Below are 18,691 nucleotides of genomic sequence, written 5' to 3'. Positions count from 1 at the left end.
CCCTGTCGATCATCGTTAACCACGACAAACCCTCGTTCCCTCGGTCGCGAACCGCAGCAAACCCGCGCGTGCCGCGAACCACGGCAACCCCGCTGATAGCGACACCACCAGCGGTCGCGCGCCTGCGTCACGGAAACCGGTGATCGGACCGGCGCACAGTCCAGCGGCCGCACCAGCGCGGATGAACGACCACGCCGGTACCGCAGACCACCGATCGCACGGGCGCGACGACCGGTGACCACGCTCGCGCGGCCCGGCGCACAACAACGTCCCGACCCATCCGGAAGGGCGCCGCGCGCCAGGGCGGTTAGCGACTCCGCAGGCGGGGGTTCGCCGGTCTTGAAGACTGCCCAACCTCCGCGCGGCGGGCGGAGCGGGCGTCAGGTGTTGATGCGTTCGAGGGCGCTGCGCACGACGGCGGGGTCGGTGGTGGTCCAGAACGGCGGCAGGGACGCGCGGAGGAAGTTGCTGTAGCCGGCGGTCATCAGCCGTGGGTCGAGGACCGCGATCACGCCCTTGTCGTCGTTCGAACGCAGCAACCGGCCCGCGCCCTGCGCGAGCAGCAGCGCCGCGTGCGTCCCCGCCACGGTCATGAAGCCGTTGCCGCCGCGCGCCGAAACAGCCTTCTGCCGCGCGGACGCCAACGGGTCGTCAGGGCGCGGGAAAGGGATGCGGTCCATCACGACGAGCTGCAACGACGGCCCGGGAACGTCCACGCCCTGCCACAGGGACAGCGTGCCGAACAAGCAGGTCTCGACGTCTTCGGCGAACTTCTTCACGAGCTGACCGGTGGCGTCGTCGCCCTGGCACAGGATCGGCTGCTCGATGCGCTTGCGCAGCTCCTCCGAAGCTTGCTTCGCCGCGCGCATCGACGAGAACAGGCCGAGCGTGCGCCCACCCGCCGCCTGCACCAGCTCGGTCAGCTCGTTCAAGTACTCCTCCGGCAGGCCGCTGCGGCCGGGCTGCGGCAGGTGGCGAGCGATGTAGAGGATGCCGCTGCGCTGGTGCTCGAACGGCGAGCCGACATCGATCCCGGTCCACCGGGGCGCGCTGGAGTCGGAGGGCACCTCCTTCTCGATGGCGGCCCCCTCCGCCCGGGTCGCGGTGGACGACGGCGGCAGCCCCCACTGCCTGCCGAGCGTGTCGAACGAGCCGCCGAGCGCGAGCGTCGCGGAGGTGAGCACGACCGAGCGCGGCCCGAACAGTTTCTCGCGCAGCAGCCCGCCAACCGACAGCGGCGCGACGTACAGCGAGGGCGGCCGGACGCGCTCCCAGTCGGCGGAGAGCCACACGACGTCGCGCCGCTCGCCCTCGGGCGCCTCGAACGCGCCGAGCAGCCGGTAGGCGGTGTCGTGCACCTCGTCGAGCGACGCGCGCGCGATCTTGCGGTTGGCGGTGCCGTCCTGGTCCTCCTTGCGCTCCGGCCCGAGCGCGGTGATGCACGCGTGCGCGGCGTCGCGGATGGCGGCCAGTGCCCCGGCGAGCGGCTTCGGCAGCGCCTCCAAACGGCCGGAGGAGACGTCGTCCATGATCAGCGCGAGCCCGTCGGCGGTCTCGGCGAGCCGGTCGGCCACGTCTTGGTCGATCATCCTGCCGACGCGCCGGGCCGCGGCGCCGACCATGCCCGAGGTCAGCTCGTTGGTGGCCACCGAGGTCACGCGGTCCACCAGGTCGTGCGCCTCGTCGATGATCACCACTTCGTGCTCGGGCAGCACCTTGTAGCCCTCGAGCGCGTCGATGGCCAGCAGCGCGTGGTTGGTGACGACGACGTCGGCCTTGCCGGCCTCACTCCGCGCGCGCTCGGCGAAGCAGTCCACGCCGACCGGGCACTTGCTCACGCCGAGGCACTCCTTGGCGGTCACCGACACCTGCCGCCACGCCTGGTCGGTCACGCCGGGCACGAGTTCGTCGCGGTCCCCGGTCTCGGTGTCCGATGACCAGTCGTGCAGCCGCTTCACCTGGCGCCCCATCGCCGAGATCGCGAACTGGTCGAAGAGCGCGTTGTCCTCGGGCTCGTCGTCGATCTCGCCGTGGATCTTGTGCATGCACAGGTAGTTGCGGCGGCCCTTGAGGATCGCGAAGCGCGGTTCGCGGCCGAGCAGCGGCTTGAGCGTCTTGGCCAGCCGGGGCAGGTCGCGGTCGACCAGCTGGCGTTGCAGCGCGATCGTCGCCGTCGACACGACCACGGTGGACTCCGCGGCGACGGCGTGCCGCAGCGCGGGAACCAGGTAGGCCAGCGACTTGCCGGTGCCGGTGCCCGCCTGCACGGCGAGGTGCTCGCCGCTGGAGATCGTGTGCGCGACCGCCTCCGCCATGGTCAGCTGGCCTGGCCGCTCGGTCCCGCCGACGGCCTCGACGGCGGCGGCGAGCAACGCGCGCACTCCGGGGATCTCGTGCGGTTTCCGCGTCGCGGTCAGGGTGCTGGGGGAGGCAGGGGACACGTCACGAGACGGTACCGCCCGCCCCCGACAACTCGTGCAGCACGCGCTCGCCCAGCTGCACGGCGGCGTTCCCGTGCCGTGCCGTCAGCTTCACGTTCTGCCCGGACCGCGCCGCCAGGACGTCGCCCAGCTCGGCCGCCAGGTCCGGCCAGCGCGCCGCCGCGAGCCGACCGGCCTGGGACTTGCCGATCACCTCGCCGGTGCGCGCGGTGTGCCACAACCGGGGCGGCCCGAGCGCGACCCACTCGACGCCCTTCGGGTCCGCGTCGGCGCCCGGGGCCAACGTGGCGAGCAGCTGCCGCGCTCCGTCCAGCACCGGCGCCCAGTACTCGGTGATGTTCCCCAGGCAGAACCGCTTCGCCGCCTCGACGTCGGCGCGCGGCTTCGGCGCGGGGCCGCGCAGCGTCTCGGCGGGGCCAGCCAGCTGGAGCCAGGTGATGGGGTTGAGCTGGAAGGAGCGCTCGGTGGTGTTGAGGACGCCCAGGTTCGCCCACGGTCCGTCCGAGACGTCCTCGACGCGCCCGTTGAGCTCGCCCTCGCGCACGTAGACGGCTTCGACGGCGGTTCCGGGACCGGTGTGCAGGCCCGCGAGAACGGCGGGATCGACGGGACCGGAGAGTTCGACGACGACGTCGAGGTCGGAGTGGCCCGCCCGGTAGTCCTCCAGCACCGCGGAGCCGACCACGTGCAGTCCGGCGACGAGCCCGGGGGCCGCCTCGTCCAGCTCGGCGAGGAACCGGAGAGCGACCTCGCGAGCGGCAGTGTCGATCATGTCCGCCGACGGTACCTGGGTTTCGTCGCTCTCCGTCGCAATCCGCCGTGTCGGTGACCCGGACGAGCGGATGGTTTTCCCGATCGGGTGGCTGCCGGTGAATCTTGTACAGCGTTAGGCCGTTCGGCCGATGAACCGAGCAGGAACGCGTCCGTCCTCAATGGACGGGCCGTCGCTGTCCCTGGCGCGGAAGAAGGTAGCAACAATGAGCACCAAGTCGGTTTTGCGACGCAGCGCCGTCATCGGCGCAGTGCTGGCCACCACCGTGGCGATGGGCTCGCCCGCCTACGCGGCGGCGGAGATCCAGGACGGCGCGGCCAACGTCGGCGACGTCAACGTCACCAGCGGTGAGACCACGACCAGCAGCGGCGAACTCGCGCTCTGCGACGTCGACCCGGACACCCCCACGCCCGCCAACGGCACGGTGCCCGCGAAGACTTTCGGCAGCATCGCCAAGTTCGGCAAGGGCACGACCACGTGCAAAAAGAACGGCGATGACAACATCGTCAAGATGAGCGGCACGAAGTTCGAGCTGACCGCGCTCAAGCAGTACGGCTACACCACGATCACCCGCGTCTCCACGTACTCCGCGGAGTGCACCTCGACGCCGACCGGCACCAGCGGCAAGTTCTCGCTCGGCGGCGTCAGCGGCCTGGACATCCCCAACCCGATGCCGGCGGGCCACATGATCCCGCTGAAGAACAAGAAGGGCGAGCTGCTCGCCCGCGTGTTCTTCAACGAGGTCACCAAGGACCAGGGCGCCATCCGCCTCAACGTGATGCGCGTGGCGTTCCCGCCCGCCGGGGTCACCCCGCTGCGCGGCAGCATCATCGTCGGCAGCGTGGAGTGCCGTCCCAGCTTCTGAGGCTGACCCAGCAAGACGGCGAACCCCGGTGGGCCCTAGCGGACCACCGGGGTTCCGTCTGTCCGGACACCCGCCTCGCCGAGCGCGGTCAGCGCGGTGTCCACAGTGGACTGCGCGACACCCGCGGTGAGTCCGAGCAGCACTGTCACCGCGAAGCCCTCGCGCGCCGCGTCCACCGCTGTCGCGCGTACACAGTGGTCGGTCGCGATGCCCACGACGTCCACGGTGTCCACATTCCGCTCACGCAGCCACTCTGCGAGCGTGCGCCCCACAGTGTCCGCGCCCTCGAAACCGGAGTACGCGGCCGAATAAGCGCCCTTGGAGAACACGGCCTCCACGCGGGTGATGTCCAGCTCCGGGTGGAATGACGCGCCCGCGGTGCCCGCGACGCAGTGCACGGGCCACGAGTCGACGTAGTCCGGGTTGTCGCTGAAATGCGCACCGGGGTCCACGTGGTAGTCCCGTGTCGCCACGACGTGGTCGTAGGCGTTGTTCGCCATGTGTTCGGAAATCGCGACCGCGACCGCGGCGCCGCCGTTGACCGCGAGCGAACCGCCCTCGCAGAAGTCGTTCTGCACGTCCACAACGATGAGCGCTCTTGTCATCGAAGCCCCCTCACGCGAAGACAGTCGGGATGACCGGCTCGCCGCCGGAGAGCGCCAAGCCCTCCCACGGCACGCTGACCAGTGCCTGGCGCAGCCGCTGCCTGCCGTCGTCCAGGGTGGGCAGGTCCGGCACCACCTGTCCAGCGCGCACCAGGGGGATCTGCATCTCCCTGTCGTGATCGTGACGTTCCGGCGTGGGACCGTCCACGTGGTAGACGACCTCCTCCAGCGCGGTGCCGGTCGCCTTGTAGCGGCGCAGCGCGGCCTTGCGCCCGCCCCGGGACTCCTTGTGGGAGCTGCGTTTCGCGACCGGGCGGCCGTCCACCTCGACCAGCTTGTAGACCATGCCCGCCGTCGGAGCGCCGGAGCCGGTCACCAGCGAGGTGCCCACGCCGTAGGCGTCCACCGGCTCGGCGCGCAGCGCGGCGATCGAGTACTCGTCCAGGTCGCCGGAGACCACGATCTTGGTCTCGCGCGCGCCCAGGTCGTCGAGCTGTTCGCGAGCCTGCCTCGCGAGCACGCCGAGGTCACCGGAGTCGATGCGCACCGCGCCGAGCTTGGGCCCCGCGACGCGGACGGCGCGCTCGATGCCCCTGCTGATGTCGTAGGTGTCCACGAGTAGCGTGGTCCCCACGCCGAGCGCGTCGACCTGTGCGCGGAACGCGTCCTCTTCACTGTCGTGCAGCAACGTGAACGCGTGTGCGCACGTGCCCCCGGTCGGGATGCCGTAGCGCCGACCAGCCTCCAAATTGGACGTTGAGGTGAACCCGGCGAGGTACGCGCAGCGAGCCGACGCGACGGCTGCCTCCTCGTGCGTGCGCCGCGAACCCATCTCGATGAGCCTGCGACCGTTGGCAGCGGAGGACATCCGCGCCGCGGCGGACGCGACGGCGCTGTCGTGGTTGAGGATCGACAGCGCGAGCGTTTCCAGCAGAACGCCCTCGCCGAAGGACGCGGTCACCGTCATGACTGGAGAGCCCGGGAAGTACAGCTCGCCCTCCGGGTAACCGACGATGTCGCCGCTGAAGCGGTAGTTCGCCAGCCAGTCCAGCGTTGCGCGATCGACGACGTCGGACGCTTCGAGCTTCGCCAGTTCCTCGTCGCCGAAGCGGAAGTCCGCGAGCGCGTCCAGGAACCGACCGGTGCCCGCGACCACGCCGTAGCGCCTGCCCGTCGGCAGTCGCCGCGCGAACAGCTCGAACACGCACGGCCGGTCCGCCGTGCCGTCGCGCAGCGCGCTGGCCAGCATCGTCAGCTCGTAGTGGTCGGTGAGGAAAGCGGTGCTCGGCGCCGTCATGAGCAGGAAGCCTACGACCGCGCTTCACCCGTGAGCGGCGAATGTCATTCAATGCACTGATCGTGCCGTTCGCAGCTGTCGTGGGAGCGTGACACCATGGTTCCCATGTCCACGCTTTTCGCGCAGGATCGGACACAGGTCGAGCCGACCGAAGACGCGGTCGGAGCTCAGGACAGACCGTGGATGACGGTCGTGTGGAACGACCCGGTCAACCTGATGTCCTACGTCACCCACGTCTTCCAGAAGCTCTTCGGCTTCAGCAGGGACCACGCCGAGAAGCTGATGCTCGACGTGCACAACAAGGGCAAGGCCGTGGTGACCTCTGGTGCCAAGGAGAAGGTCGAGGTCGACGTGGCGAAGCTGCACGCCGCGGGCCTCTGGGCGACCATGCAGCGGGACTCGTGAACAGTTGGCGCCGTGAAGGGGATCGCCTCGTGGCGACCCTCGCGCAGCAGGAGGCCGCGCTCATCCGCGGCATGGTCGACCAGATCAGGGACATGCTCGTCGGCAGGGCCGAGGAGGCCCCGCAGGACGAGCTCGCCGAGCTGACCGGCATCCGCACCGGGCCGTCGCTCCCCCCGGAGAACCCGATCATGGCTCGGCTGTTGCCCGACTTCCACCGGGCCGGGCTCGACGACCCGGACGGGGAGCTGGACGCGGAGCACGCGAACTCGGCCGCCGCGCTGCGGTCGCTGCACGAGCCCGCCGTGCTGGAGGCGAAGACCGCCGCGACCACCGTCGTCATGGAGACCTGTCCGGTCGACGGCGGGATCGCGCGGCTGACCGAGGCCGAGGCCGAGTCCTGGGTCGCGGCGCTCAACGACGTCCGCATCGCGCTCGGCACCGCGCTCGACCTCACCGACGACATGCCCGACGAGCTGGACCCGAGTGATCCTCGCGCTCCGCACTACGGCGTCTACCAGTGGCTCACCTGGGTGCAGGGGAGTCTGGTCAACGAGCTCTTGTTCGACGACGATCCTGCTTATGACTGATTTGCCCGGTGTGCACAACGCGATCACGGACGTTCCTGGGGTTCGCGTCGGGCACTACGAGCAAAACAGTCGCGGGTGGGCGACCGGGACCACGGTCGTGTTGGTGGACAAGGGCGGCACGCCCGCCGTTGACACGCGCGGTGGGGCTCCCGGCACACGTGAGACCTCCGCGCTGGAGCCGTCCACGCTCGTGCAGCGCGTCCACGGGGTGTGCCTGACCGGCGGCAGTGCTTATGGGCTCGCCGCCGCTGACGGTGTGATGCGGTGGCTCGGCGAGCGCGGGATCGGGTTGCAGGTCGGCGCGGAGCCGGGGCAGGTCGTGCCCGTGGTTCCCGCTGCGGTGCTGTTCGACCTCCCGTTGTCCGACTGGGGGAACCGTCCGGACGCGGAGTTCGGCTATGCCGCGTGCGCCGCCGCGACTGACGGTGCTGTTGCGATGGGTTGTGTCGGCGCGGGCACTGGTGCGACTGCGGGAGTGCTTAAAGGCGGTATCGGTACCGCTAGCACTGTTCTGGCCGACGGTTGCACTGTGGGCGTTCTGCTCGCCATGAACGCCAGCGGCGACGCCGTGGACTTGAAGACTGGTCTGCCGTGGTGTGCGTCGTTGGAGGTAAACGGCGAGTTCGGCGTCGTGGCGCCCAATACGGGTGAGATCGAAGCCGCGCGTCAGCGGCTCGCCGTGAAACCCGCGCCGTTGAACACCACCATCGGTGTCATCGCGACGGACGCGGCGCTGAGCAAGGCGGAGTGCCAGCGGTTGGCGATCGCGGCCCACGACGGGCTCGCACGCGCGGTCCGGCCCGCGCACACGATGTACGACGGCGACACGTTCTTCGTGCTCGCGACGGGGGAGCGTGAGTTGCCGGCCGACGAGGCGCACCCGTACCGCGCCGACGAGAAGCGCCCGCCCCGGCTCGACCTGCTGTGCGCGGCCGCCGCGGACGCGGTCGCCCGTTCGGTCGTGCACGCCGTGCTCGCGGCCACCGAGATCTCCGGAAGGCCCGCCTACCGCGACCTCTACCCGTCGGCGTTTCGGGGCGTCCCGAAATAATTTCGAAGTCAATTGTCAAATCCTGCTCAGGTTTTCGCCAACGGAGTATCAGATCAATTGACGCTCGCTTCCCGGCGCCGCTAGGTTCGCCGCGAATGGGGGTGCTGACCGTGAAGTTCGTCGAGCGCGCGAAGCCGAGGGTGAAACCGGAGCACGCGCCGCACAGGATTTCCGCTGATCGAATCCGGGTCGGTGGTTCCGTGCACGGAATCTCGACCGAGATCGCCGATCCCACCGGTGCCGTGTGGACGCTGCTGGAGAGCCTGGACGGCACCCGGTCCGCGGGAGAGGCCGTCGACCACGTCTCGCAACGGCACCCGGACAGCACCCGCGAGGACATCCGGGGCGTCCTCGGCCAGCTCATCGGCATGGGCTACATCGAGGACACCAGACCGGACGAGCCGAAGGAACTGACCGAGCGCGAGCGGACGCGGTACGCGCGCGGAGCCCGCTTCTACCGGTGGGTCGACCTAGCGCCGAGGCCCAGCAGGTGGGAGGCCCAGCTCAAGCTGCGGGACGCCAGCGTCGCCGTGATCGGGCTCGGCGGCACCGGGGGCGCGCTGGCGTTGTCGCTGGCCGCGAGCGGTATCGGGCATCTGCACTGCGTCGACGGGGGCACTGTCGCGCTCGCCGACCTCAACCACCAGGTGCTCTTCGCCGAGTCCGACATCGGCCGGGGCAAGGCCGAGGCGGCGGCGGCCCGGCTGCGCGCGGTCAACTCCGACATCAGCGTCACCATCGGCTCCGAGCGCGTCTCCGCGCCGGAGGACCTGACCGCCCTGGCGCGCCGCTTCGACGTCCTGGCGCTGGCGACCGGGCGGCCCGGCGGTGTCCGGGAGCGGCTCAACCGCTCCTGTCTGCGCACGCGGACGCCCTGGGTGGACGTCGGTTACCACGGTCCGCGCACCGCGGTGGCGGTTCACGTTCCCGGACTCGGTGCCTGCCACGAATGTCTTCGGCCCGCCGATCCCGTTCAAGAGGCTGAAATCGCGAGCAATGCGGCGCATGTCGCTTCCGCCGGTATCGCGGGATTCGCGGCGTCTTATGCGGTCATTTCCCTGATCGCCGGAATAAGCCCGGTCCGCTCCGGGCGGATCGACGGCGTCAACCTCGTCTCCCCGGAGCGCGCGCACGTCGTCGAGGCACCGAGGCGTGCCGACTGCGCGGCCTGCGGGGTGAAATCGGGGCGGTGACCTGTTCGGATGGCGGAGCCCTCCCGCCATACTGGCCCGATGAACGACGCGAGCTGGCGCGTCCTGGTCTGGGACGACGACGTCAACACCACCCACGTCGTGCAGTACGTGCTGTATCGCGTGTGCGGCATGTCCCTCATCGACGCGGCCCGCACAATGATCATGATCCACCAGCACGGCTACGCCGAGGTCGCCAGGTTCACCGAGCGCGCCGAGGCGGAACGCCTGGTGGCGGGGCTGATGGTGTGCGGGCTGCGCGGCGGCCTCGCCAGGACCGAGGTGGCCACCGTTGGCTGAGAAGGGCCTCGACCCCAGCACGACCGGGTCCTCCGAGAAGGTGCTCGACCCCGAGAACGGGTCCTCCGGCACGGCGACCGACACCGCGTCTCCGGAGATGCTGACCTCCGCCACCGAGCGGCAGACAGCCCCCGAGGACGTCCCGGCGCAGACGGCCCGCGAGGGCGACCGGGTCTTACTCAGGCTCACCCCGACCGCCGCCGCGACGGTGCGGATGGTGCTGCGCCAGCTGCTGGACGTGCTGGAGTCGGGGACGGTGCCCGACGCCGGGCGCGGGCCGTTCGGCAGGCGCGTGCGGCTCTCGCAGACGATCCTCTTACGCCGGATGTTCCCCGCTGTCAGCGCGGACCCGACGATCTCAGCGGACTTCCGCGCCCGCCAGGAGCCAGGGGTGCGGGCGGAGGTACTGGTCTCCACGCGCAGGGTGCTCGGCACCTGGACCGGGGTCGCCGAGGTGCGACTGGACCCCGACGAGTTCGACGACTGGATGACCGCGCTCGGTGCGGCCCGGTTCCTGTTCTCCCCACGCAAGGGCACGCGGCTCATGCACCGCACAGTCGGGGGCCACGACGCCGCGGCCACGCTCACGATGCTCCAGGACCTGATGGAGGTGCTGGTGCACGCGGCCTGCCCCGATCTCGCGCAGCAATTGGAAGCCGCAGTGGCGTGGGGGCACAGCGAGCCCGCTACAGCTCCTCGGGAATCCTTATAAGTGGTTGAGCAGCTGAGGCCGGTGGGTTCTCAGCGAACGGGACCTCGTCAGCGTGCCCGGCGCTGACCAGCGCGTGCTGGGCTCACATTCTGGGACGGCCTTCCTCACCCCCGTAGGATGGCCGCGTGCTGGTGATCCGACGTGACCTCGTGGACGCGATGGTCGCGCACGCCCGCGAGGACCACCCCGACGAGGCGTGCGGCGTCCTCGCCGGTCCCGAGGGCTCAGACCGGCCCGAGCGGTTCATCCCGATGACCAACGCGGCGCGCTCGCCGACCTTCTACCAGTTCGACTCCATGGAGCAGCTGCGCCTGCACCGCGAACTGGAGTCCAACGACGAGGTGCCAGTGGTCATCTACCACTCGCACACCGCGACCGAGGCGTACCCGTCGCGCACCGACGTGAACATCGCCGCGGAGCCGGGAGCGCACTACGTGCTCATCTCCACCCGTGACCCGCAGGAGCACGAGTTCCGCTCCTACCGCATCGTCGACGGTGTGGTGACCGAGGAGCCGGTGGAGATCGTGGACGCCTACGACGCGTCCATCGAGCGCTTCATGCTCTCCAACACCGGCCCTGACGACGTCCCCGACTGTCGCTGAGACCGCCGCGCCCTCGGGGAACATCCCGGCTCGCGCGCGGGTTCAGGTGTTGAAGTCCGTTCGCTGACTGGAGGAATCCACCATGGCCGTCACCGTTTCCGTCCCCACCATCCTGCGCACGCACACCGGTGGCGAGAAGACGGTCGAGGCGTCCGGCGTCACGCTCGCCGAGATCATCGACGACCTGGAGAGCCGCCACGGTGGCCTGAAGACCCGTCTGGTCAAGGACGGTTCGCTGCACCGCTTCATCAACGTCTACGTCAACGACGAGGACGTGCGCTTCGCCGGTGGCCTGGAGGCAGCGGTCAAGGACGGCGACAACGTCACCATCCTCCCGGCCGTCGCCGGCGGCGCGCGCTAAGCGCATGGCCAGGTACGACTCGTTGCTCGACGCGCTCGGCGACACCCCGCTGATCGGGCTGCCGAGGCTGTCGCCGAGCGCTGACGTGCGCCTGTGGGCCAAGCTGGAGGACCGCAACCCGACCGGCTCGATCAAGGACCGCCCCGCGCTGGCCATGATCGAGGCGGCGGAGCGGGACGGCCGGCTGCGCCCCGGCTGCACGATCCTGGAGCCGACCTCCGGCAACACCGGGATCGCGCTGGCCATGGTCGCCAAGCTCAAGGGCTACGCGCTGGTCTGCGTGATGCCGGAGAACACCTCGGTGGAGCGGCGGCAGCTGCTGCTGGCCTACGGCGCCAGGATCATCACCTCGCCAGCGGCGGGTGGGTCGAACCAGGCGGTGGCCACGGCGAAGAAGATCTCCGCCGAGAACCCGGACTGGGTCATGCTCTACCAGTACGGCAACCCCTCCAACGCGGAGGCGCACTACCGGGGCACCGGGCCGGAGCTGCTGCGCGACCTGCCGACGCTGACCCACTTCGTCGGCGGGCTCGGCACCACGGGCACGCTCGTCGGCGTGGGCCGGTACCTGCGGCAGCACAGGGAGGACGTGCAGATCGTCGCGGCCGAACCCCGCTACGGGGAGCTGGTCTACGGCCTGCGCAACCTCGACGAGGGTTTCGTCCCGGAGCTGTACGACCCGGACGTGCTGACCGGGCGCTACTCGGTCGGCTCGCTCGACGCGCTCCGCCGCACCCGCCAGCTGCTGGAGCAGGAAGGCATCTTCGCGGGCATCTCCACCGGCGCGGTGCTGCACGCGGCGCTCGCGGTCGCGGAGAAGGCCGTCGGAGCGGGGGAGACCGCCGACATCGCGTTCGTGGTCGCGGACGCCGGGTGGAAGTACCTGTCCACTGGCGCCTACTCCGGCACCCTGGAAGAGGCCGCCGCGCGCATCGACGGCCACCTCTGGGCGTAGTCAGCCCGTGAAGAGCGGCGTGGGCACACCCTGGCCCACGTTGGGGAAAACGAACACAGAGCCTGCGTGCGTCTCTTCTGGGAGACCGGAGCGCGCCGACGTGACGTAGAGGTCCGTGAAGCCGTCTCCGCCGAAACAGCACGCGGTGGGACGCGACACCGGTAGTGCCAGTTCGCGGTCCAAGCGACCGTCAGGCGTGTAGCGGCGTACGGCGCCACCGTCCCACAGTGCCACCCACACGCATCCGTCCGCGTCCACGCACAGTCCGTCCGGCACGCCGTCACCGTCCACTGTGCAGAGTGGACGTCGGTTGACCGCGTTGCCTGATTCGCGGTCGTAGTCGAAGACATCGACACGACGCGTCGGTGTGTCCACGTAGTACATCAGCGAGCTGTCAGGGCTCCAGCCGATGCCGTTGCTGACGGTCACGTCGTCGAGCACGACCTTGGCCGCGCCGTCCGCTTCCACGCGCGCGAGCCAACCGCCGCCCTGTGCTTCGTCGTAGCGCATCGTTCCGGCCCACAAGCGCCCCGCGGGGTCCACGGCAGCGTCGTTTCCGCGCACGCCGTCACGGGCCCAGTAGACGAGCCACCGCTTGCTGTCGTCCCTGTCCCACAACGCGATCCCGTCCCGGAGGTTGAGCACGAGACCGCCACGCGTGCGCGGTTTGGCCGCGCCGACGTGCTGGCCCATCACCATCGAGTCGTCGGTGCCGCGCTCGGGGTGGAACCGGTGGACCTCCTTGCGGAGCACGTCCACCCACAGCAACGTGCCCGTGGTGATGTCCCAGGTCGGCCCCTCGCCCAACTCGGCTTCGGCCTTCAGCGCCACCTCAGCGATCACCAGGCGACTTTAGCCCCCTGAGACGTGAATCCGGGTCACCCCTGATGTGCGCGGACCACCGCGGACCTAGCGTTTCCTTCATGTTCGCCTCCACTCCGCTCCACCAGGCCAGCCAGCGGGGCAACGCCGTCTCCGAGCAGGCCGCGGGCCGGATCATGCTCGGCGTGGCGGCGGTGCTCTTCGGCGTCTCCGTCTTCCAGTCCGTGGTGTCGCCGGTGCTGTGGCTGCCAGGCATCTCGCACGACAGCCCGTTCGGCTTCTTCGCGGTGCTGTGGGCGCCGTTGATGACCAGCGGCCTGGGCCAGCTCGTCGTCGCGCTCGCGTGGACGGTGCCGATCGGCTTCCTGGCGCTGCGGCACCTCGGCGTGCGCCACGTCGCCGTGATCACCGCGGTGAGCTGGGTGGTCGGCGGCCTCGCGCTGTGGATGAACGCCTCGCACATCGGTCACACCGGCCCGTACGTCGTGGTCGCCGGGTGGCTCGGCGTGCTGGCCGCGCGGAAGGCCTTCGGGACCGATAAGGAGGCAGGGACCACGGCCACGTGGCTGTTCCTGCTCTTCGCGCTGACGCTGTTCTTCGTGACCCACGCGTCGGTGTCCGGTATCGCCGCGCACGCGATCGCCGCGGCCGCCGCGTGCGGCGCGTCGTGGCTGATCACCGCCGAGGGAATCAGGGTTCGACCCTGATGTCCTGGCCAGGGCGCTGACGTAGCCTCGAAAGCGTGCAGCCGGTTCCTGGAACGACCCCGACGCCCCGTGCCGACGCGCGCGTGCTGCCCGCGAAGCCGAAGCAGGCGGCCTTCGCGATCGCCGGCTTCGTCGCCGTCCTGTACCTGCTCGAACTGGTCGACGTGATCACCAACGGCGCGCTGGACGCGGGCGGGATCACCCCGCGCGAGCTGTCCGGGCTCACCGGCGTGATCTGGGCCCCGGCGCTGCACTTCGGCTGGGACCACCTCGCGGCCAACACGATTCCCGTGCTGGTGCTCGGATTCCTGACGATGGCGGGCGGAATCGGCCAGTTCGTCGCGGTGACCGCGTCCATCTGGGTGGTCGGCGGCCTCGGCGTCTGGCTGACCGCGCCGACGGGCACGATCCACGCGGGCGCGTCGATCCTGATCTTCGGCTGGCTGACCTTCCTGCTGCTGCGCGGGTTCCTCACCCGGCGCTTCCTGCAGATCGGCCTGGCCGTGGCGCTGTTCTTCCTCTACGGCAGCGCGCTGTGGGGCATCCTGCCGGGCCAGCCGGGGATCTCCTGGCAGGGCCACCTCTTCGGCGCGGTCGGCGGCGTGCTCGCCGCGTGGCTGGTGGCGAAGGCGGGGCGGCAGCAGGCGGCGAGCAAGCCCGAACTCCCCGGTAACCTCGGGATGTGAGCAGCGCTCCGATCGGAATCCTCGACTCCGGGGTCGGCGGTCTGACCGTCGCCCGCGCCATCCTCGACCAGCTGCCCGCCGAGCGGCTGCGCTACGTCGGCGACACGGCGAACTCCCCGTACGGGCCGCTGCCCATCGCGAAGGTCAGGGAGCACGCGCTCGGCGTCGCGGACCGCCTGGTGGCCAGTGGGGTCAAAGCCCTCGTCATCGCCTGCAACTCCGCGTCGGCCGCGTGCCTGCGCGACGCGCGCGAGCGCTACGACGTACCGGTGGTCGAGGTTGTGCTGCCTGCCGCGAGGCGCGCCGTGGCGACCAGTCGCACTGGGCGCATCGGTGTGATCGGTACGCGCGCCACCGTCACTTCTCGTGCTTATGAGGACGCGTTCGCGGTCTCTCCGGGCACGCGTGTCACCAGCGTGGCGTGCCCGCGCTTCGCGGACTTCGTGGAGCGCGGCGTCACCTCGGGCAGACAGATCCTCGGGTTGGCGCAGAGCTACCTGGAACCGTTGCAGCGCGCGGAGGTCGACACCGTCGTGCTGGGCTGCACGCACTACCCGATGCTGACCGGGGTGATCCAGCTCGTCATGGGCGACGCGGTCACGCTGGTCTCCAGTGCGGAGGAGACCGCGAAAGACGTCCTGCGCGTGCTCACCACCGAGGACCTGCTCGCCGAGCCCGCTGACGAGCCGCCGCACCACGAGTTCGTCGCGACCGGGCCGCCGCAGCCGTTCACGAAGCTGGCGAACCGCTTCCTCGGGCCCGTGCTCGGCACGGTGACCGGCTCGGGTGACGGATTGCTACCGGCGCCGAGCACTGGTTGACCGGAACGACCTCTGGGCGCGCGAGCCCGGTCGTGCCACTCTCGACGGGTGCTGCTGACCATCCTCGGCTGCTCGGGCAGCCTTCCGGGTCCCAACGCCCCCGCATCCGGCTATCTCGTTGAGGCGGAAGGGTTTCGTCTGCTCATCGATCTGGGCAACGGAGCACTCGGCGCGCTCCAGTCGCGGTGCGACCCGTTCTCGGTCGATGCCGTGGTGCTCTCACATTTGCACCCCGACCACTGCGCGGACTTCTCGGCGCTGACGGTGCTCCGCCGCTACCACCCGGCGCCGCCATACGACCCGCGAGAGCAGCGGTTGCCGGTGTTCGCGCCCGAGGAGGCGCCGACCCGCCTCGCCGCCGCGTACGCGCCGAACGAGGAAGAGCGCGCGCTGACCGACCTTTCAGACGTGTACGAGTTTCACGCTCTGGCGGAAGGAACTGTCCACATAGGACCGTTCGAGGTGACGGCAGCGCGTGTTGCGCATCCGTGCACGGCGTTCGGATTCCGCGTTTCGCACGCGGGGCAGCACCTCGTCTACACCGGTGACAGTGGACCGTGCGACGCATTGGCGCGACTGGCCCAGGACGCGAGCCTGTTGCTGTCCGAGGCATCGTGGCCACACAGTCCCGCGAATCCGGTGGACGTGCACATGTCCGGTAGGGAGGCGGGAGAGCTGGCCAGGACTGCGGGCGTCCGTCAGCTACTGCTCACCCACGTGCCGCCGTGGACCGATCGACGCGCGATGCTCGCTGAAGCCCGCGCGGTGTTCGCGGGGCCGATCCAGCTCGCTGAGCAAGGCGTCACCTACCCGATCGGTCCGCAGAACGGCTCAGCCGCCATTCGTCGGCACGCGACCGTCCCACACAGCCGATGAGCCCGAGTGCCCCGTGCGCACCACCTGCACCGTGGTGCCCACGGCGAGCACAACGGTGAGTACGGCCGCCGCGACGCTTATAAGGCGCCAAACGCGCGCACGCGAGTCCGTGGGGTCCGCTTCGCGGTCAGCGACGCGTCCGGACAACACGAGCACGAGTGTCACCACGGCGAAGCCGATCGCGAGGGGCAGCAGCACCGACGCGCGGGCGGAGTGCTCGGCGATGACCGGGTTGCCGCCGCCCAGCGCCGCGTTGAGCTGGTCACCGCTGAAGGCGGCCACGGGCACGGAGGCGGCGCCGAGCACGGTCACCGCGAGCACCGGCCAGCCGAAGCGGCGGCGCCACGCCGGGCGCAGCGCGATGAGGATCGCGCTGACCGCGGCCAGGGGGAGCAGCACCACGACGGCGTGCACGACGAGCGGGTGCAGCGGCAGTCCGTCGATCGTGGTCAAGTCCTGTGCGAGCACCATGTAGGTATTCAACGCGGCGCGGCTCGGGGTGGTTCAACGACAAGCCGATCTGGTGAACGCCTAATCTGTGCGGGTGGCGCGTAGCGACGGCAGGAACGATGAGGCACTCCGCGATATCCGCATCACCCGTGGCTTCCAGGAGTGGCCAGCGGGTTCGGTGCTCGTGGAGTTCGGCAAGACGAAGGTGTTGTGCGCGGCGAGCGCGCAGGACGGTGTGCCGCGGTGGCGCGCGGGCTCGGGCAAGGGCTGGGTCACCGCCGAGTACGCGATGCTGCCCTCCGCGACGCACACCCGCAGCGACCGCGAGTCCGTCAAGGGCCGCGTCGGCGGGCGCACCCACGAGATCAGCAGGCTGATCGGCCGCTCGCTGCGCGCGTGCATCGACCTGTCCGCGCTCGGCGAGAACACCATCGCGATCGACTGCGACGTGATCCAGGCCGACGGCGGCACCAGGACCGCGGCGATCACCGGCGCCTACGTGGCGCTGGCCGACGCGATCACCTGGCTGGGCGCGGCGGGCAAGCTCGCCGACCCGAAGCCGCTGTCCTGCTCGATCGCGGCGGTCAGCGTGGGCGTCGTCGACGGCAGAGTGCGACTGGACCTCCCGTACGAGGAGGACTCGCGCGCCGAGGTCGACATGAACGTGGTCGCCACCGACGCGGGCACCCTGGTCGAGGTGCAGGGCACCGGCGAGGGCGCGACCTTCGCCAGGTCCACGCTGGACCGCATGATCGACGTGGCGCTCGCGGGCTGCGCGCAGCTGTCCCGGCTGCAGGCCGAGGCCCTCGCGGCGCCGTACCCGGGCGAGCTGCCCGGCGGGCCGAAGGCATGACCCGCGTCCTGCTCGCCTCGCGCAACGCCAAGAAGCTCGGCGAGCTGCGCCGCATCCTGGAGGCCGAGGGCGTGCGCGGGGTGGAGATCGTCGGGCTCGACGACGTCGACCCCTTCCCCGAGGCCCCGGAGACCGGCGCGACCTTCGAGGAGAACGCGCTGGCCAAGGCGCGGGACGCGGTCGCGGCGACCGGTCTGCCCGCGATCGCCGACGACTCCGGTATCGCGATCGACGCCCTCAACGGCATGCCCGGCGTGCTCTCCGCGCGCTGGGCCGGCGGTCACGGTGACGACGCCGCGAACACGGCCCTCGTGCTCGCCCAGCTCTCCGACACCCCGGACGAGCGGCGCGGCGGCGGTTTCGTGTGCGCGGCCGCGCTGGCGCTGCCGGGTGGTCAGGAGCTCGTCGTGCGCGGCGAGTGGCGCGGCACCATCGCCAAGCAGCCCAGCGGGACCAACGGCTTCGGCTACGACCCGATCTTCTTCCCCGAGGGCTCCGAGCGGACCTCCGCGGAGCTGGACCCGTCGGAGAAGGACGCCGCCTCGCACCGGGGGCTCGCGCTGCGCGCCCTGCTGCCGCACCTGCGCGAACTAGCGGACCAGTAGCGGGCGCAGGGCGAGCGTGGCCGCGGTGGTCATCCGCGACCCCCAGCCCCACTCCGCCCCGCCCGCGGTCTTGGTGAGCACCACGACCACGAAGCGCTCGTCGTCGCCGATCGCGCCGGTGGTGTGCAGCTCCATGCTGCCGCCACCGGCCGACCAGCCCTGCTTGATCGCCCATGGAAGGCCGTCGAGCGCGCGCGGAATGCCGAAGTGCTGGTCGAAACCGTCCGCGGCGATCTCGGGGGCGGACCGCAGCGCGCGCATGATCGTCTCGGAGTCCGCTCTCGGCAGCTCGTCGAGGATGTGGTCGTAGATCTTCACGACGTCCCGTGCGGAGATCATCGTGTTGCCCCAGCGCCCGTCCGGCTGCGGCGGCTCGGCGTCCAGGTCGAGCCGGTCCGCGATTCGGCGCACGATCTGGCCACCTCCACCGGCCACCCACAGCGCGCTGGCCGAGTCGTCGTGGCTCAGCGAGAGCATCTGGGTCATCCGGGTGCTGCCCGCGCGCTCGGAGCCCCTGGCGAGCGCGTCGATCGCGATCATCAGCTTGACCAGCGACGCGGAGCGGAACTTGCGGTCGGCGCTCTCCTCGAACAGCGAGGTGCCGCGCTGCCGGTCGAAGACCTGCGCGGAGACGGTCGAGCGGCCCACCGCCTTGGCCAGCGAACTCCGCACGAGCTGGTCCACCGGCTGCCGAGGGCCGGGCTGGCGGGGCGGCGGTGCGGGGGTGT

At 70.6% G+C, this 18,691-nt stretch carries 23 protein-coding genes; 16 read left to right on the top strand and 7 right to left on the bottom strand.

The window, feature by feature from the left end; translation table 11 throughout:
• Window positions 1–380: 380 nt before the first annotated feature.
• Together CCN37_RS01455 and CCN37_RS01450 are read right to left on the bottom strand one after the other, a co-directional pair.
• Window positions 381–2,315, bottom strand: a complete 1,935-nt coding sequence (locus tag CCN37_RS01455; protein WP_086818821.1) for an ATP-dependent DNA helicase — start codon at window positions 2,313–2,315, stop codon at window positions 381–383.
• Window positions 2,316–2,442: 127 nt separating this feature from the next.
• Window positions 2,443–3,213, bottom strand: coding sequence for a nucleotidyltransferase domain-containing protein (locus CCN37_RS01450; RefSeq protein WP_086818779.1), 771 nt, complete (start codon window positions 3,211–3,213; stop codon window positions 2,443–2,445).
• 205 nt (window positions 3,214–3,418) lie between these two features.
• Between CCN37_RS01450 and CCN37_RS01445 the strand changes: the two genes are divergently transcribed.
• The gene (locus CCN37_RS01445) at window positions 3,419–4,078 is read left to right on the top strand and encodes a hypothetical protein (RefSeq protein ID WP_086818778.1); all 660 of its coding nucleotides are present in this window, start codon (window positions 3,419–3,421) and stop codon (window positions 4,076–4,078) included.
• Window positions 4,079–4,113: 35 nt separating this feature from the next.
• Here CCN37_RS01445 and CCN37_RS01440 read toward each other — a convergent pair whose 3' ends face one another.
• Window positions 4,114–4,683: a nicotinamidase gene (locus tag CCN37_RS01440; RefSeq protein WP_086818777.1), complete on the bottom strand. Its 570-nt coding sequence runs from the start codon at window positions 4,681–4,683 to the stop codon at window positions 4,114–4,116.
• Window positions 4,684–4,693: 10 nt separating this feature from the next.
• Window positions 4,694–5,980, bottom strand: a complete 1,287-nt coding sequence (locus tag CCN37_RS01435) for a nicotinate phosphoribosyltransferase (RefSeq protein ID WP_086818776.1) — start codon at window positions 5,978–5,980, stop codon at window positions 4,694–4,696.
• A 105-nt stretch (window positions 5,981–6,085) separates the two neighbouring features.
• On the opposite strand from CCN37_RS01435, the gene clpS reads away from it, so the two are divergent.
• The 9 genes from clpS (at window position 6,086) to CCN37_RS01390 (ending at window position 12,143) form a co-directional block, all read left to right on the top strand.
• Window positions 6,086–6,385, top strand: a complete 300-nt coding sequence (clpS, locus tag CCN37_RS01430; protein ID WP_086818820.1) for an ATP-dependent Clp protease adapter ClpS — start codon at window positions 6,086–6,088, stop codon at window positions 6,383–6,385.
• Entirely contained in the window at window positions 6,382–6,972 is a 591-nt protein-coding gene (locus CCN37_RS01425) for a DUF2017 domain-containing protein (RefSeq protein ID WP_086818775.1), read from the top strand. Before clpS ends, CCN37_RS01425 begins: the two co-directional genes overlap by 4 nt.
• Window positions 6,965–8,023 carry a P1 family peptidase gene (locus tag CCN37_RS01420; RefSeq protein WP_086818774.1) on the top strand — a complete coding sequence of 353 codons (1,059 nt, stop codon included), beginning with the start codon at window positions 6,965–6,967 and terminating at the stop codon, window positions 8,021–8,023. The genes CCN37_RS01425 and CCN37_RS01420 overlap by 8 nt, the downstream gene beginning before the upstream one ends.
• Window positions 8,024–8,118: 95 nt before the next feature.
• Complete coding sequence (locus tag CCN37_RS01415; RefSeq protein WP_086818773.1) at window positions 8,119–9,216, top strand: ThiF family adenylyltransferase; 1,098 nt, start codon at window positions 8,119–8,121, stop codon at window positions 9,214–9,216.
• A gap of 39 nt (window positions 9,217–9,255) precedes the next feature.
• Complete coding sequence (locus CCN37_RS01410) at window positions 9,256–9,513, top strand: ATP-dependent Clp protease adaptor ClpS (RefSeq protein WP_168200479.1); 258 nt, start codon at window positions 9,256–9,258, stop codon at window positions 9,511–9,513.
• Window positions 9,506–10,225 (top strand): DUF2017 family protein, encoded by a 720-nt coding sequence (locus tag CCN37_RS01405; RefSeq protein ID WP_086818771.1) that lies wholly within the window; start codon window positions 9,506–9,508, stop codon window positions 10,223–10,225. Before CCN37_RS01410 ends, CCN37_RS01405 begins: the two co-directional genes overlap by 8 nt.
• A gap of 125 nt (window positions 10,226–10,350) precedes the next feature.
• Window positions 10,351–10,827, top strand: coding sequence for a Mov34/MPN/PAD-1 family protein (locus CCN37_RS01400; RefSeq protein ID WP_086818770.1), 477 nt, complete (start codon window positions 10,351–10,353; stop codon window positions 10,825–10,827).
• 82 nt (window positions 10,828–10,909) lie between these two features.
• Window positions 10,910–11,188, top strand: a complete 279-nt coding sequence (locus CCN37_RS01395) for a MoaD family protein (protein WP_086818769.1) — start codon at window positions 10,910–10,912, stop codon at window positions 11,186–11,188.
• A 4-nt stretch (window positions 11,189–11,192) separates the two neighbouring features.
• Complete coding sequence (locus tag CCN37_RS01390; RefSeq protein WP_086818768.1) at window positions 11,193–12,143, top strand: PLP-dependent cysteine synthase family protein; 951 nt, start codon at window positions 11,193–11,195, stop codon at window positions 12,141–12,143.
• On the opposite strand, the gene CCN37_RS01385 is transcribed toward CCN37_RS01390, so the two are convergent.
• Window positions 12,144–12,986 carry an SMP-30/gluconolactonase/LRE family protein gene (locus CCN37_RS01385; protein ID WP_210407821.1) on the bottom strand — a complete coding sequence of 281 codons (843 nt, stop codon included), beginning with the start codon at window positions 12,984–12,986 and terminating at the stop codon, window positions 12,144–12,146. It lies immediately after the preceding gene.
• A gap of 80 nt (window positions 12,987–13,066) precedes the next feature.
• Here CCN37_RS01385 and CCN37_RS01380 point away from each other — a divergent pair, with 80 nt between their 5' ends.
• Genes CCN37_RS01380 through CCN37_RS01365 form a run of 4 tightly spaced genes read left to right on the top strand, consistent with a single transcriptional unit; the run spans window position 13,067 to window position 16,055 of the window.
• The gene (locus tag CCN37_RS01380; protein WP_086818766.1) at window positions 13,067–13,672 is read left to right on the top strand and encodes a hypothetical protein; all 606 of its coding nucleotides are present in this window, start codon (window positions 13,067–13,069) and stop codon (window positions 13,670–13,672) included.
• A 35-nt stretch (window positions 13,673–13,707) separates the two neighbouring features.
• Entirely contained in the window at window positions 13,708–14,358 is a 651-nt protein-coding gene (locus CCN37_RS01375) for a rhomboid family intramembrane serine protease (RefSeq protein ID WP_371503577.1), read from the top strand.
• On the top strand, window positions 14,355–15,179 hold the full coding sequence (gene murI / locus CCN37_RS01370) for a glutamate racemase (protein ID WP_086818764.1): 825 nt from the start codon (window positions 14,355–14,357) through the stop codon (window positions 15,177–15,179). Before CCN37_RS01375 ends, murI begins: the two co-directional genes overlap by 4 nt.
• A gap of 48 nt (window positions 15,180–15,227) precedes the next feature.
• Window positions 15,228–16,055, top strand: coding sequence for an MBL fold metallo-hydrolase (locus CCN37_RS01365; protein ID WP_086818763.1), 828 nt, complete (start codon window positions 15,228–15,230; stop codon window positions 16,053–16,055).
• Here the strand turns inward: CCN37_RS01365 and CCN37_RS01360 are convergent.
• Window positions 16,011–16,526, bottom strand: a complete 516-nt coding sequence (locus CCN37_RS01360) for a DUF2231 domain-containing protein (protein ID WP_086818762.1) — start codon at window positions 16,524–16,526, stop codon at window positions 16,011–16,013. The two genes, CCN37_RS01365 and CCN37_RS01360, sit on opposite strands and share 45 nt — an antisense overlap.
• A gap of 73 nt (window positions 16,527–16,599) precedes the next feature.
• On the opposite strand from CCN37_RS01360, the gene rph reads away from it, so the two are divergent.
• Both rph and rdgB read left to right on the top strand, forming a co-directional pair.
• Complete coding sequence (rph, locus tag CCN37_RS01355; RefSeq protein ID WP_086818761.1) at window positions 16,600–17,358, top strand: ribonuclease PH; 759 nt, start codon at window positions 16,600–16,602, stop codon at window positions 17,356–17,358.
• Entirely contained in the window at window positions 17,355–17,963 is a 609-nt protein-coding gene (gene rdgB / locus CCN37_RS01350; RefSeq protein WP_086818760.1) for an RdgB/HAM1 family non-canonical purine NTP pyrophosphatase, read from the top strand. Before rph ends, rdgB begins: the two co-directional genes overlap by 4 nt.
• Here the strand turns inward: rdgB and CCN37_RS39575 are convergent.
• Window positions 17,949–18,691 (bottom strand): serine hydrolase (locus CCN37_RS39575; protein WP_168200478.1); only part of this gene is annotated, 743 nt, incomplete at its 5' end. The two genes, rdgB and CCN37_RS39575, sit on opposite strands and share 15 nt — an antisense overlap.

Source organism: Allokutzneria sp. NRRL B-24872, from assembly GCF_002155965.1.
Taxonomy (GTDB): Bacteria; Actinomycetota; Actinomycetes; order Mycobacteriales; family Pseudonocardiaceae; genus Allokutzneria.
The sequence above is the reverse complement of the archived record's forward strand: the minus strand, read 5'-3'. Positions and strand labels throughout refer to the sequence as shown.